At 72.9% G+C, this 13761-nt stretch carries 10 protein-coding genes; 6 read left to right on the forward strand and 4 right to left on the reverse strand.

Annotation, left to right across the window (positions count from 1 at the left end; translation table 11 throughout):
* The first annotated feature begins 40 nt into the window (after positions 1-40).
* Positions 41-1609, forward strand: a complete 1569-nt coding sequence (locus ACFVQ0_RS10595) for a hypothetical protein (RefSeq protein WP_390086529.1) — start codon at positions 41-43, stop codon at positions 1607-1609.
* The gene (locus tag ACFVQ0_RS10600) at positions 1606-3945 is read left to right on the forward strand and encodes a glycosyltransferase (RefSeq protein WP_390086531.1); all 2340 of its coding nucleotides are present in this window, start codon (positions 1606-1608) and stop codon (positions 3943-3945) included. The genes ACFVQ0_RS10595 and ACFVQ0_RS10600 overlap by 4 nt, the downstream gene beginning before the upstream one ends.
* Before the next feature lie 61 nt (positions 3946-4006).
* On the opposite strand, the gene ACFVQ0_RS10605 is transcribed toward ACFVQ0_RS10600, so the two are convergent.
* Both ACFVQ0_RS10605 and ACFVQ0_RS10610 read right to left on the reverse strand, forming a co-directional pair.
* Entirely contained in the window at positions 4007-5389 is a 1383-nt protein-coding gene (locus ACFVQ0_RS10605; RefSeq protein ID WP_390086533.1) for a polysialyltransferase family glycosyltransferase, read from the reverse strand.
* The gene (locus tag ACFVQ0_RS10610) at positions 5386-6366 is read right to left on the reverse strand and encodes a glycosyltransferase family 2 protein (RefSeq protein WP_390087758.1); all 981 of its coding nucleotides are present in this window, start codon (positions 6364-6366) and stop codon (positions 5386-5388) included. Before ACFVQ0_RS10610 ends, ACFVQ0_RS10605 begins: the two co-directional genes overlap by 4 nt.
* 220 nt (positions 6367-6586) lie before the next feature.
* On the opposite strand from ACFVQ0_RS10610, the gene ACFVQ0_RS10615 reads away from it, so the two are divergent.
* Genes ACFVQ0_RS10615 through ACFVQ0_RS10630 form a run of 4 tightly spaced genes read left to right on the forward strand, consistent with a single transcriptional unit; the run spans position 6587 to position 11282 of the window.
* Positions 6587-7978, forward strand: a complete 1392-nt coding sequence (locus tag ACFVQ0_RS10615; protein ID WP_390086535.1) for a DUF6716 putative glycosyltransferase — start codon at positions 6587-6589, stop codon at positions 7976-7978.
* 32 nt (positions 7979-8010) lie between these two features.
* Positions 8011-9261 carry a cytidylyltransferase domain-containing protein gene (locus ACFVQ0_RS10620; RefSeq protein ID WP_390086537.1) on the forward strand — a complete coding sequence of 417 codons (1251 nt, stop codon included), beginning with the start codon at positions 8011-8013 and terminating at the stop codon, positions 9259-9261.
* 15 nt (positions 9262-9276) lie between these two features.
* The gene (locus ACFVQ0_RS10625) at positions 9277-10212 is read left to right on the forward strand and encodes an N-acetylneuraminate synthase family protein (RefSeq protein WP_390086539.1); all 936 of its coding nucleotides are present in this window, start codon (positions 9277-9279) and stop codon (positions 10210-10212) included.
* 11 nt (positions 10213-10223) lie between these two features.
* Complete coding sequence (locus ACFVQ0_RS10630) at positions 10224-11282, forward strand: hypothetical protein (protein WP_390086541.1); 1059 nt, start codon at positions 10224-10226, stop codon at positions 11280-11282.
* A 40-nt stretch (positions 11283-11322) separates the two neighbouring features.
* Here the strand turns inward: ACFVQ0_RS10630 and ACFVQ0_RS10635 are convergent, their stop codons facing one another.
* Both ACFVQ0_RS10635 and ACFVQ0_RS10640 read right to left on the reverse strand, forming a co-directional pair.
* The gene (locus tag ACFVQ0_RS10635) at positions 11323-12492 is read right to left on the reverse strand and encodes a M48 family metallopeptidase (protein ID WP_390086543.1); all 1170 of its coding nucleotides are present in this window, start codon (positions 12490-12492) and stop codon (positions 11323-11325) included.
* Between the two features lie 267 nt (positions 12493-12759).
* Positions 12760-13722 carry a transcriptional regulator gene (locus tag ACFVQ0_RS10640; RefSeq protein ID WP_390086544.1) on the reverse strand — a complete coding sequence of 321 codons (963 nt, stop codon included), beginning with the start codon at positions 13720-13722 and terminating at the stop codon, positions 12760-12762.
* Between the last annotated feature and the right edge of the window lie 39 nt (positions 13723-13761).

Genomic DNA, 13761 nt, shown 5'->3' on the forward strand with positions numbered 1-13761 from the left:
ACGCCCTTCCCCCCACGGGCATCAGACGCTTTGGAGCGCCATGACGAAAGCCCGCACCCGTTGGCCACGGCAGCGCGACGCGGAGGCCCCGCTCCCGTCGGAGGACCCCGCGTCCTCCCTCGCCGCCGTCAGCCCGACGGAGCTGGAGACCTGCCTGCGCGCCTGCGCCGCCCACAGCGGGAAGCTGGTCGCCGGGCTCGACCGGCGGCGCACAGCGCTCGCGGAGGCCCTGCGCAATCTGCTGGCCACCCACGCCGCCATGGAGCAGACGCCCGCCCCCGCCGCCCCCGCACCCCTGCTGCGCCGCACTGCCAAGGCCGGCCCCGCCGCCTCCGCGCTGGTCATCGGCGACCGGCTGATGGACCCACTGCTCGCGGTCGGCAACAAGGCGCTGGACTGCGGTTACGAGGACGAGCTGAAGCTCGCGCTCCTGGTCGCGGACACCGTGCTGACCCAGCGCACCCGCTCCCGCGCGGCCTGGCGGCTGCGGGCCCGCGTCCTGGAGGCCGTCGGCGCGGAGACCGCCGCCGTCGAGGCGTACGAGCGCTACCTCGCGCTCACCGACGACGACGGCTTCGGGATCGCGGCCAGGACGGCCGGGCTCCGTGCCGGGGCGGAGCGCCAGGACAAGCTGCTGCGGATGCTGGAGCGGGACTGCCCGGAGGCGGCGGGGTTCGCCGGGGGACCGGTCACCGACACCTGGGCCGAGGGCCTCGCCCTGCACGCGCGCGGCGACTGGAACCGGGCGCGGTCCCGGCTGATCGGCGCACTGCTGGCCCAGGACCGGTCCGGCGCGCCCGTGCCGGAGATCCAGGAGGCCCTGGCCCACTACCTGGGCCTCGCCCTGGAGGCCGGCGGCGCACCGGGCAGCGGCGCCGCCCCGCGCAACGGAAAGGGAAACGGCAACGGCCACGGCGACCCCGCCCACCTCACCGAGCTGATCGCGCTCTACGCCGGGCAGCGACGGAGCCGGATGCGCGGCCCGGTGGCGGACCCCACCTTCGGCGGGGTCGAGTGGCTCACGCTCGGTGAGTTCCGCAACCACATCGCGGGCAAGTCGATCTGTCTGATCGCCAACTCCCAGCGGGTCGGCACCGGTTCGCTGGGCGGAGAGATCGACGCGTACGACCTGGTCGTCCGCTTCAACTCGTACCGGATAGACCCGGCCGCCACCGGCAGCCGCACCGACATCCACGCCAGCATCCACAAGCACGGCTTCAACTGGGACCAGCGGGTCCACACCAGGCTGGTCTTCGGCGGGCTCGCGGGCGACTGGAAGCACTCCCTGCGCGCCCGGCTGGTGCCGGGCGCCCAGCGGTACCTGGGCGACGAGTCGCTGCGCTGGCCGCTGCGCGACATCGGCAAGGTCACCACGGACGTCTGGCCGTCCATCCCGACCAGCGGCTTCAACATGCTCTGGCTGCTCGACCACCTGGACGTCAGCCCGCGCCTGGACCTGATCGGCTTCGACTTCTACGAGAGCGGCGCCTACCGGCTGCCCGCCGCGATGAAGATGCCCATCACCTCCGTGCACGAGTACACCAGCGAAAAGGCGTGGGTCATGGAACGCGCCCAGAGCGTCACCGATACGAGGATCTCACTGCGATGACGACAACGCCCCCTGCCGGAGCCCCCGTACAGCCCGCGCCCGCCAACGCGCTCACCGGCAAGCGCCGGGTCGCCTTCGCGAGCTTCGTGGACGAGAACTACCTGCCCGGCTTCCTCGCCCTGCTGCGCAGCCTCGCCCTGTCCAACCCGGGCGTCTGCGAGGACTTCATCGTCCTGCACGACGGGCTGCGCCCCGCCTCCGTCGCCCGGATCCGGGAACTGCACCCGCGCGTCGACTTCCGCCGGGTCGACGCCGCGCACTACGACTCGTACGCCAAGGGCGACCAGGACAACTACCTGGTGCGCAAGGCCTACTTCATCCTGGACGTGTTCCGGGTGCGCGACTACGACACCGTGATCACGCTGGACACCGACATGGTGGTCCTCGGCGCCCTGGACGAACTGCTGCGGCTGCGCGAGGGACTCGCCGCCGTTCCGCAGTTCTTCTACGGGCAGCACAAGCTCAACAGCGGGCTGCTGGTCATCCAGCGCGAGTACCTGAGCGACGAGTTCTGCGCCCGGATCGACGAGACCGGCCGCTCGGGCGCGTACGAGCTGGACAAGCACGACCAGGGCATCCTGAACGCGGTGCTCGACGGCGACTTCGTACAGCTCGACTCCCGCTACAACTTCGTCAAGCGGCGGCTCTCCGGCGACCTCCCGGTGCCGGACACCACCGCGATCCTGCACTTCACCGGCCGGCACAAGCCCTGGCAGGGCGGCGAGGCCGGGTACGGGCAGGCGGAGGAGCGCTGGCGCGAATTCGAGCTGTCCGACGCCGAGTTCCACGCCGCGTACCTGGCCCGGCCCGGCGCCAAGCACCACGACCTGCTGGTGCACTACGGCACCCCGCACGTCCGCCGCACCGCGGACCCCGACAGCGCCCGCCGGGTCGCCACCGCGCACATCGTCGCCGGTGAGTACCAGGAGGCGGCCGACCTCCTCGGCTCGGTCCGCATCCCGGTGGACGAGGCCTGGCCGCACGAGGTGCTCGGCCACGCGCTGATGAGCGTCTCCCGTTACGAGGAGGCCCGCGCCCAGCTCCTGCTGGCCGCCGCCGCCCCGAACCGGGCCGCGACCGCCTTCTCGCGGCTCGCCCAGATCGCCTGGATCCACGGCGACGACACCAGCGCGGCGCGGTACGCCCTCGACGGTCTCGGCGTCGACCCCACCCACCGGGCGAACCGGCTGATGTACAAGCGCACCCGGGACGCCGAGACCCCCGCAGAGGGGTCGCCCGACGACCAACTGGCGCATGTCGCCTTCTACATGGACCGGCAGGGCAACGCCGGGGACAAGCTCCTCCCGGAGAGTGTCCGCCTCGCCTTCGGCCGCGACACCGGACCGGCCCGCTGGCACTCCGTCCACGCCCACCGGCTGTTCGACGAGGCCGCGCTGGAACGGGTCAACGCCCGGCGCGGGCTGGTCATCGGCGGCGGCGGCCTGTTCATCCCGGACACCGCGCCGAACGGCAACAGCGGCTGGCAGTGGAACGTCCCCGACGCGCTGCTGGAGCGGATCGACGTCCCCGTCATGGTGTACGCGGTCGGCTTCAACGCCTTCGACGGCCAGGCCTACGGGCACGGCCGGGAGCGGTTCCTCTCCTCGCTGCGCAAGCTGGTGGAGCGCTCCGCGTTCTTCGGGCTCCGCAACCACGGCTCGATCGCCAAGGTGCGCGAGCTGCTGCCCGCCTCGCTGCACGACAAGGTCCGCTTCCAGCCCTGCCCGACCACCGTGACCCGGCAGCTGGTGGACGGCTGGACCGATCCCGCCGAGCGCGAGAACACCGTGCTGATCAACGCCGCGTACGACCGCGCCGGGCTCCGCTTCGGCCACGACTACGGGCACTTCCTCGCCGAGATGGCCACCGCCGTGAAGCGGCTCGGCAGCTACGCGGAGGTGAAGTGCGTCGCCCACTCGCTGGACGACGAGCGGATCGCGTACGACCTGCGGCGCGAGCACGGCATCGCGCTGCCGGTGATCCCGATGTACGACTTCGGCAACGACGCGATCCGGGACACCTACGCCCGGACGAAGCTGGTCATCGGGATGCGCGGGCACGCGGGCATGATCCCGTTCGGCTGCGGCACCCCGGTCATCAGCCTGATCTCGCACCCGAAGATGGCGTACTTCCTGGCCGACATCGAGCGGCCCGAGTGGGGCATCTCCGTCCACGACCGGCACCTCGGCGCACGGCTGGTGGAGCGGGCGGCCGGGATGCTGGACGACCACGCGGCGGCGGTGGCCGATGTGCACGGGCGCCAGCAGGAACTGTGGAAGGTCACCGAGGCGAACGCCGCGGACCTCCAGCTGATCCAGGCGGGCCTACGCGTCTGACGCGACGACGCAAGAGGGGCGGGGCACCGGGTGCCCCGCCCCTCTTGCCGCTTTCTCGCTCCTACCGCCTGGCGCCCGGCCGCAGCGCCTTCGCGCGCCGCGCCACCCGGCGCACCGCCGCACTGCGCGGCAGGAACCCGAGCTGCTGCGGCACCCCGCCCGGCAGCGCGAGCGCGGTCAGCCGCCTGCGCTTGAAGTAGCGCCGGGACGCGGCCGCCGGACGGGCGGCGAGATAGCGTTCCGCGACCGGCCGCAGCCCCGGATAGATCTTCGGCTGCATGGCGAAGCCGACCGCCCGCACCAGGTCGTTCAGCCCGTCCGGCGCCACGGCCGGACCGGTCGGACCGGCCGGGTCCGGTTCGGGGTCCTCCAGGTCCGGCACCAGCGCGTCCACCAGCGTGACCGGGACCCGGTTGCTGTTCTCGAACGGGGTCAGCCGCTCCAGGAGCGTGTCCGTACCGACCCGGGCCACCGGCAGCCCGTAGAACGCGGACGCCGTGAGCAGCGCCGTCGAGAAGCAGCCGACGACCAGCGCGGGCCGCATCCGCCGGTACAGCACCTCCGCCAGGACCGGCGCGGTGAGCACCCCCGCGTCCAGCACGGTCAGTTCGGCGCCGAGCCTCGCCGCCTCCGCCGCCATCCCCCGCGACCACTGGGCCGGGGCCGTCGGATGCGGTTTGAACACCAGCCGGGAGTGGCCGAGCCGGACCGCGCCGCGCATCATCCGCAGATGCAGCTCCTCCTCCTCCGCCGCGCTGATCAGGCCGAGCGCGGAGAGGTACTGGCCGAGCAGCAGCGCGGGCGCCTCGACGGACGGCACACCCGCCGCCACGTCCGGCGCGTCGCCCAGCTCGCCGAGCACCTTGAGGAACGCGTCGGTCGGCACGATCGCGGGCTCCACGCCGAACTCCGTGAGCAGCAACGGCCGCAGCCCCGGCACCAGGTCGAGATGGAGCAGCCGCCGCACCCGGGTGCCGACCAGCGGGTCGATCTTGTTCCGGGTCGGTCCGTAGCTCATCAGCCCGTCCGCGTACACATCGACCGGTACGCCGGTGAAGATCTGGGCGACCGCCATCGCCGGGTCGACCTGGATCGACTCCACGGCGAGCTCGACGGCGTCGTCGCCCAGCCCCCAGGCGAGCCGCAGATGCCGTTCCCACAGCGGTACGTCGTCCGGGCGCGGCGACCAGGCGCCCGGGTGGTGCGGGGCGATCGTCGCGTTCCACGACACGACGTCGTCGAACCGGCCGCGCAGCACGTCGAACCCGGGCATCGCGTCGAGGGCGGTCGCCGTCTCCGGGATCGCCGCGTTGTTCGAGACGAGCAGGACGCGGCGCCCCGCGTCCGCGAAGAGCCCGGCGTCCAGGGCGGCGGCAAGCGTGGCCGCGCCGTAGAGGGTGGAGGCGAAGAAGATCTGCGTCGTACGTTCCCGGCTGCTGCTCACGCGGCCGCCACCTCCTTCGCGGCGGACCGCCGCCGCAGCCGGCGCAGCAGGGTCGCCCGCTTGACGTCCATCGAATCGATCGCCGCGTCCAGCACATCCTGCGGCATTCGCCCCAGCGCGCCGGCGCTCATCGATTTCAGGGCGCGCGCCACCGGGGGCTCGAACCTTTCGATCGAACCCATGTGATGGGAAATGATCGCGCAATAGTTGCGGACCGCTTTCGGCAGGAGTTCCGCCGCATCGCGGTCCGCCGCTGTTTCCCGTACGACCTGGTCGAACGAGCGAATGAAATCGAGCTGGCGCATGTCACCGATCTGGGTGAGCGACGAGGCGACGCCGCGTCGGTAGAAGATTCCGAGAAGCCCGAGCACCGCGAAGGAATCCGCTTCCCGGTGCAGCCGCCAGATCCACGGCCGGTCCTCGGCCGTGCGCAGCCCGTCCGTGAAGTGCAGCAGCCCCCGGTCCAGCAGCCTGCGGTGGTAGAGGCCCGCCCAGGCGTACGCGTAGTCGACCGAGGTGGAGCGCCCGGCGGGCAGGATCGCGTCCCTGGGCGCCGACACCACGTTCCTGGGGCCGTGCGGGACGCGCTGGACGGTACGGGCCCTGCCGTCGGCCTGGACGTGGTCGGTGCGGACGAAGTCGCAGCCCAGCGCCTCGGTCCTGGCCAGCAGCTCGGCGTAGTAACCGGGGGCCAGCCAGTCGTCGCCGTCCAGGAAGGCGAGGTACTCGCCGCGGGCCGCGTCCAGACCGGTGTTCCGGGCGGTGGCCAGTCCGCCGTTCTGCTGGTGACTGCGGACGACCACCCCCGGAATCTCCTCCTGCGCGCGGCGCAGCATGTCCGCGGTCCCGTCGGTCGAACAGTCGTCGACGAGAATGAACTCGAAGTCCTCGCGGGCGTTCGCCCGCAGGCTTCTCAGGGTGTCGGGGGCGTATGTCTGCACGTTGTAGAACGGCACGATGACCGAGAGCTTAACCACCCGCGTCACGCTAGTTCCGGGCCGGGCATTCGCCCTTGCGGTCGTACGGACGCGAGGTGAACGGCGACCGTCGAAATGATGAACCGGTAAGCATCAGGGGACGCCTTTCCGGCCCGTTCAAGCAGCCGGGCTGCGGGTTGGGCAATCGTCGGCGGGCTGTTAACCCTTTGTTGCTGTCACGTTGGGCTGCTCACCCCCCGGCCTTCCTACCTTCTAGGACGTGCCCCCCAGTAAAAGCAATTCGGCTTCGCCGGCAGAACCGGAATCCGCAGGAGCGCCGTCCCCGGTGCTCCGGGTCGCCGTGCTCGCGGACTCCGACACCCGATGGAAGTGGGGCGCGCTCACCGCGCGCCGGCTGACCTCGGGCGACGGCCGCGCGGACGCGCCCCGGGCGGAGATCAGCGGACTGCTGCTGCGCGGCCGGGCCACCCCGACGCCGCGCCAGCTGGCCGAGGTCGGAGACGTCGGCATCGACCCCGGCCGGGTCCGCGAGGTGACGGCCGCCGAGTTCCTGCGCACCGTGCGGGACGAGGGCTACGACCTGGTGGTCCTCGCGCTGGTCGGAGGCGCCGTCCAGGCGATGCTGCACGGCCTCGCCGCACTGCGACTGCCGGCCAGGCCCGTCGTCGTCACCGGCTACGTCGGCGTCGTCTACGAGAAGCTCGCGGACGGGCTGCTGCTGCGGCACGGCGCCGACATCGTCCTCGCCAACTCCCGCCACGACGCGGAGCGTTTCCGCGCGGTGTACGAGGGAGTGGGCGCCGACGCCTCCGCCGTCACGGAGGCCGCCCTGCCCTTCCTCGGCGGCGAGCCGCACCACCCGGAACCCGGGCGCGACACCGTCGTGTTCGCCGCCCAGCCCTCCGTACCGGCCTCCCGCGCCGACCGGACGTACCTGCTGCGCAGGCTCGTCGAGCACGCCAGGCTGCACCCGGAGCGCGAGGTGCTCCTCAAGCTGCGCTCCAAGCCCGGCGAGCACACCACACACATCGAGGAACTCCCCTACCAGCGGCTCGCCGAGCGGCTGCCCGGCGGACTCCCGCCCAACTTCCGCCTGGTGTACGGACACATGGGCGAGGTCCTGGACCGCACCGACCTGCTGGTCACCGTCTCCTCGACCGCCGCCCTGGAATCTCTGCACCGGCGCATCCCCACCGCCGTCCTCACCGACCTCGGGGTGCGCGAGACCCTCGGCAACCACCACTTCATCGGCTCCGGGCTGCTCACCTCCTGGGACCACCTGGACGGCGGCGCCCACCCGGAGCCCGACGCCGACTGGCTGTCCGGCCAGGGCGTCGCGGCCGACGGCGGCTACGGGAGCGCCTACGACACCGCACGGACCCGGGTCACCGACCTGCTCGCGAAGCGGGACCGGCTGCCCGCCCTCACGCCCTACTACACGCCCGCCACCGCCCCCGGCTACCTCCCCGGCATCCTCGCCCGCCACCACCTGGCCCCCGACGGCCACCCGCTGCCGGGCGCCACCGCGACCGGGGAGGGCGGCCGGGTCAGGGGAGCCGTCCGCGAGGCGGTACGGGACGCCGCCAGGGGCGCCTACCGGCACGGCGTCCAGCGGGTCGCCCCGGTCATCCGACGGATGGGCGAGCTGTGAACACCACCACCACGACACCTACTGGAGCAGCGATGACGCAGCCCACCGCACGGCCCACCGTGCTCGCGGTGATCCCCGCCCGCGGCGGATCCAAGGGCGTACCGGCCAAGAACCTCGCCCAGGTCGGCGGCGTACCCCTGGTCGTCCGCGCGGTCCGCGCCTGCCTGGCCTCGGCCGAGGTGACGGACGTCGTCGTCACGACCGACGCCCCGGCCGTCGCCGAGGCCGCCCGCGCCGCCGCCGAAGCACTCGGCGAGGCCGCCCGCCTGCACTGCGTCCAGCGCCCGGAGGCCATCGCGGGGGACACCGCGACCAGCGAGGCCGCCGTGCTGCACGCGATGGACAGCTACGAGACCGCGTACGACCGCAGCGTGGACGTCGTCCTCCTCGTCCAGTGCACCAGCCCCTTCGTCACCCGCGAGGACATCGACGGCGTCGCCGCCTCCGTCGCCCGCGAGGGCGCCGACTCGGCCGTCACCGTCGCCCCGTTCCACGGCTTCCTGTGGCGCGACGGCAGCGCGGTCGAGGACCACAACTACGGCGTCAACCACGACAAGTCGGTCCGCCCGCGCCGCCAGGACCGCCCCGAGGACCTCCTCGAAACCGGTGCCGCCTACGCGATGGACGCGACCGGCTTCCGCACCCACCGGCACCGCTTCTTCGGCCACACCGCGTTGGTGCGCACGGACCCGGCCCGCGTCCTGGAGATCGACGACCCGCACGACCTGGCCCGCGCCCGCGCGCTCGCCCCGCTCCTGGACCCGGCGCCGCTGCCCACCCGCGAGGACATCGACGCGGTCGTCCTCGACTTCGACGGCACCCAGACCGACGACCGGGTCCTCATCGACGCCGACGGCCGCGAGACGGTCGCCGTGCACCGGGGCGACGGACTCGGCATCGCGGCCCTGCGCAAGGCGGGCGTCCCCCTCCTGATCCTCTCCACGGAACAGAACCCGGTCGTCGCCGCCCGCGCCCACAAGCTCCGCGTACCCGTCCTGCACGGCATCGACCGCAAGGACCTCGCGCTCAAGCAGTGGTGCGACGAGCAGTCCATCGCCCCCGAACGCGTCATGTACGTCGGCAACGACGTCAACGACCTCCCCTGCTTCGCACTCGCCGGCTGGCCCGTCGCCGTCGCGAGCGCCCACGACTCGGTACGCGCCGCGGCGCGCGCCGTGACGACCACCCCCGGCGGCTCCGGCGCCATCCGCGAGATCGCGGCCTGGCTGCTGGGCCCCACCCTCACCACGTCCACCCCCACCGCTTCCACCCCCACCAAGTAAGTAAGGAACACCCTCATGAGCACCTCCCGACTGCGCACCCTCGGCAACCGCACCGCGGGCCCCGGCAACCCCGTCTACGTCACGGGCGAGATCGGCATCAACCACAACGGCGACCTCGACAACGCCCTCGCGCTGATCGACGTGGCCGCCGAAGCCGGCTGCGACGCCGTCAAGTTCCAGAAGCGCACCCCGGAGATCTGCACCCCGCGCGACCAGTGGGACATCGAGCGCGACACCCCCTGGGGCCGGATGACGTACATCGACTACCGCCACCGCGTCGAGTTCGGCGAGACCGAGTACCGCGCCATCTCCGAGCACTGCGCCGAGCGCGGCATCGACTGGTTCGCCTCCCCGTGGGACACCGAGGCCGTCGCCTTCCTGGAGAAGTTCGACGTCCCGGCCCACAAGGTGGCCTCCGCCTCCCTCACCGACGACGAGCTGCTGCGCTCGCTGCGCGCCACCGGCCGCACGGTGATCCTCTCCACCGGCATGTCGACCCCGCGCCAGATCCGCCACGCGGTCGAGGTGCTCGGCTCGGACAACATCCTGCTCTGCCACGCCACTTCGACGTACCCGGCGAAGGCGGAGGAGCTCAACCTCCGGGTCATCAACACCCTCCAGCAGGAGTACCCCAACGTCCCGATCGGCTACAGCGGCCACGAGACGGGCCTCCAGACCACGCTGGCCGCCGTCGCGCTCGGCGCCGCGTTCGTCGAGCGCCACATCACCCTCGACCGCGCCATGTGGGGCTCCGACCAGGCCGCCTCCGTCGAGCCGCAGGGCCTGACCCGCCTGGTCCGCGACATCCGCACCATCGAGGCCTCCCTCGGCGACGGCGTCAAGAAGGTGTACGAGTCGGAGCTCGGCCCGATGAAGAAGCTCCGCCGGGTCCCGGGTGTCGTCGCGGAGAGCGGTGAGACGGCCCAGGCCGCCGAGCCGCTCACGGTCTGACGGGCCGACCGGTGAACCTCGCCTTCGTCGAGAGCCCGGTCCAGCTCCTGAACGTCCTGGAGTGGGCCTACACAGAGGGAGGCGGCGGCCGCGTCCTCGCGGACGTCACCGTCGTCGTCCTCCCTCCGGTCGACCCGATGTCGCGCGGTCAGCTGCGCCGGATGGCGGAGCTGGCCCGCGACGAGGGCGTCACCGTGCGCTGGCAGGAGGCGCGCGGCGACTCGGGCACCCCCCTGAAGTCGCTGCGCGCCCTGACCCGGCTCGTCCGCAACGCCGACCACATCGTCATCGGCGACCCGTTCTCCCGCTACGTACAGCTGCTGCTCACCCTGGTCCGGCCCCGCCGCCTCACCGTGGTCGACGACGGCACCGCCACCATGGAGTTCGTCGCCCAGCTCACCCGCGGCGAACGCCTCACCCGCTGGCACCGGCGCGGCGGAACGAACCCCCGCGATCTGGCGCTGGCCCCGGTCACCGCCACCGCCCGGCGCCGCTTCACCCCGTCGGCGGCCCGCGAGGTGGAGCTCTTCACCGCGATGCCGGTGATCCCGCCGCCCGGCATCACCCTCATCCCCAACACCTTCTCCTGGACCCGCTCCCGCTTCGGCCCGCCGCTGCTCACCAAGGGCGCGGACCTGGTCGGCACCTCCCTGGTGGAGACCGGCGTCGTCGACCGCGCCCAGTACCTGGAAGCGGTCGCGGAGCTGGCCCGCACCCACGGCGCCACCCGCTACTTCGCCCACCGCCGCGAGTCCACCGAGAAGCTCCACGCCCTGGAGGCCGCCACCGGCCTGGAGATCGTCCGCCCCGACCTCCCGCTGGAACTCATCGCCCGCCGGGGCCCGATCGGCCGCACGGTCCTGAGCTTCCCCTCCACGGTGGTCCACACCCTCCCGCTGGCCCTGGTCGGCACCGACGTGAAGGTCGCGGTCTGCGACATCGCCCCGGAATGGCTGCGCGAAACGGCGTCCCCGCGAGCCCAGGGCTTCCTCACGGGCGTCACGGAGACGGCCCGCGACGTCCAGCGCCTGGCACCCTGGCGGGCCACGGCGGTGGTCAGGGAGGCATGAGGCGGGCCGGGTGCCGGACTACCCGCCACCCGGCCCGGAATCACCCTCCGTTCAGGACGCGACGCGCCACGAGCCGCCGCGCCTCGGAGAGTTCCGCCCGGAGCGCGGCGTCGCGGGCGCCGTCGACCGCCACCGTCGCCGGGACCGCGGCGACGGCCAGCAGCCGGGACCGGCGCAGGTGGGTCGGCGGGTGCGTGGAGTCGACGCTGTGCCCGCGCAACGCGCTGCGGCGGCGCTGACGCTCGTACTCGCTCGCCGGAATCGACTCCACGTGGGCGGCCAGCCGCTCCCACAGGCCGCTCTCCGCCGCACCGGCCGCCCGGCCGCCGGAGCGGTGCTTCCGGAGGGCGTTGGCCTCGCGCTCCAGCGTGACCTCGGCGGAGTCGGAGACCAGCATCGCGTCCATCAGCCCCGCGGCGGCCGCCGTCGAGCCGCACCGGGCGGCGAAGGAGTCGGCCAGGTACTCGCCGCGCTGGGTGGCCCGCAGGGTCAGGTGGTCGAGGGCTGTCGCGACGGCGACGACCACACCGCGAGGAGCCAGGTAGAAGGCGTTGAGCAGGGTTTCCGGGAGTGTCGGGCGCTCGATCCGGCTCAGCAGGTAATACCAGGTGTGCAACGACTGGAGCGCGTTCCCGAGGACCACGCCCTGGCGGATGTCGCCGTTGGCGTAGTGGCCCAGTTCGTGGCCCAGCAGCGCGATCCGCTGACCGGTGTCGAGTACCTCCCAGAGCCCGAGGCCGATGGTCAGCACCCTGCGGCGCCGCAGGCCGTACGTCGAGACGGCCGCGTTGGCCTCGGCGCCGACCACGACCGCGTGCACCCCGGTCGTCCCCACCACCCCGGCCACCTCGTCGATCAGGGCGAACAGCTCGGGCGCGTCGGCCCGGTACAGCACCTGCTCGTCCTCCGGCAGGCGCGGGACCCGGGGGCGCAGCAGCCAGCCGATGAACAGGCACAGGGCGCCGAGCACCGGCAACGCGCTGCCCCAGCCGAGGACCATCAGCAGCACTCCGCCGACGAGCAGCGCGGCCGTGAAGCCGTGGACGGCCAGCGCCAGCGCCAGGGCGAGGACACTCGACGCGTCGCGGCGGGGGCGCAGGAGCTCGTCCGTCGTCACCTCGGCCAGCAGCCTCTCGCCGTGCTCCCCGGCCAGCCTGCGCCGCAGCGAGTCCAGCCGCCCGCCCGGCTCCTCGGGCTCACCCGGGTCCACATTCCAGTCACAGGCGGCACACCACGCCACGAACCTGTGGTCCGTCCGGATCTCCTCCCCGCACTCCGGGCATGACCGAACGCTCTCCTCCACCGTGCCGAGCACCGCTGAGCCCCCTCGTCCTACGGCTCCCCCCGGAGACCGCTCAGATATATGCCGGACGCGCATCCGCGTCCGACGGCAACGATGCAGCGTAAGCCGTGAGCCGAGGAGGCGTACAAGGAGTCCGACCCGGCCCGGCGACGCGCCCACCGGTGACGGGAGCCCTCACACCCAGCCCCGCTCCCGCGCCTCCACCCCGGCCTGGAACCGCGTGCCCGCGTCCAGTCGCTGCATCAGCGCGGCCACCCGGCGCGTAGCCGTCCGCACACTCACGCCCAACTGCCGGGCGATCGCCTGGTCCTTGTAGCCGGAGTGCAGCAACCGCACCAGCACCAGCTCCTCCTCGCTGGGCCCCTCCGCGACTTCCGGCCCCTCGGCGAGCAACGGCTCGGCCCGTTCCCAGTACGCCTCGAACAACTCCATCAGCCCGTCCAGCAGGCCCGAGGGATGCACCAGCACGATGGAGTCCTTGCTTCCCCCCGTCAGCGGCACCACCGCGATCCGCCGGTCCACGATCCGCGCCTTCAGCGGGAGGTGCGGCAACAGCCGCGACCGCTCCCCGGCCGCCGCCAGATTGAGGATCGCCCCCAGCCGGCCGGGCGGCTCGATCGACTCCAGGCAGTACACCGCCCGGACGTCCACCCCGCGCCGCGTCCGCTCCCGGGTCGCCGCCGTCTCCACCTGGTCGGCCAGCGGCTGGCCCACCTGCTCCAGGTAGGGCGGTTTGTCCAGCGTCCACAGGTGCGTGGTGACGGACCGGCTCAGCTCCTCGATCTTCCGCGTCATCACCTCCTGGCCCGTCAGCACCTCCACCAGGGAGCCCGGGTCGGAGCGCAACTGCCCGGCCCGGTGCAGTCGGCTCAGATCGGCGAAGCCCGACTCCACCCCGGCGAACGCGGTCTCCGCCTCGGAGCGGCGGCGGTGCAGCAGCGCCGCCAGTGCCGAACGCGGACTCACCGCCTCCCACCTGCCCGGCGCCACCCGCCGTACCAGCCCCAGAGTGGCCAGACGTTTCAGTGCCTGCCCCGTGCGCGCGACGCCGGCCCCGGCGCCTGCCGCGACGTCGCGCACCGCGCTCTGCGATTCCGACAGCACCGCTCGGTAGACACCCTCGTCGAACGGGCTCACACCCACCGCCTCCAGCACAACCAGCCTCCCCTGCCTCGC

Source organism: Streptomyces sp. NPDC057900, assembly GCF_042887885.1.
Lineage (GTDB): Bacteria > Actinomycetota > Actinomycetes > Streptomycetales > Streptomycetaceae > Streptomyces.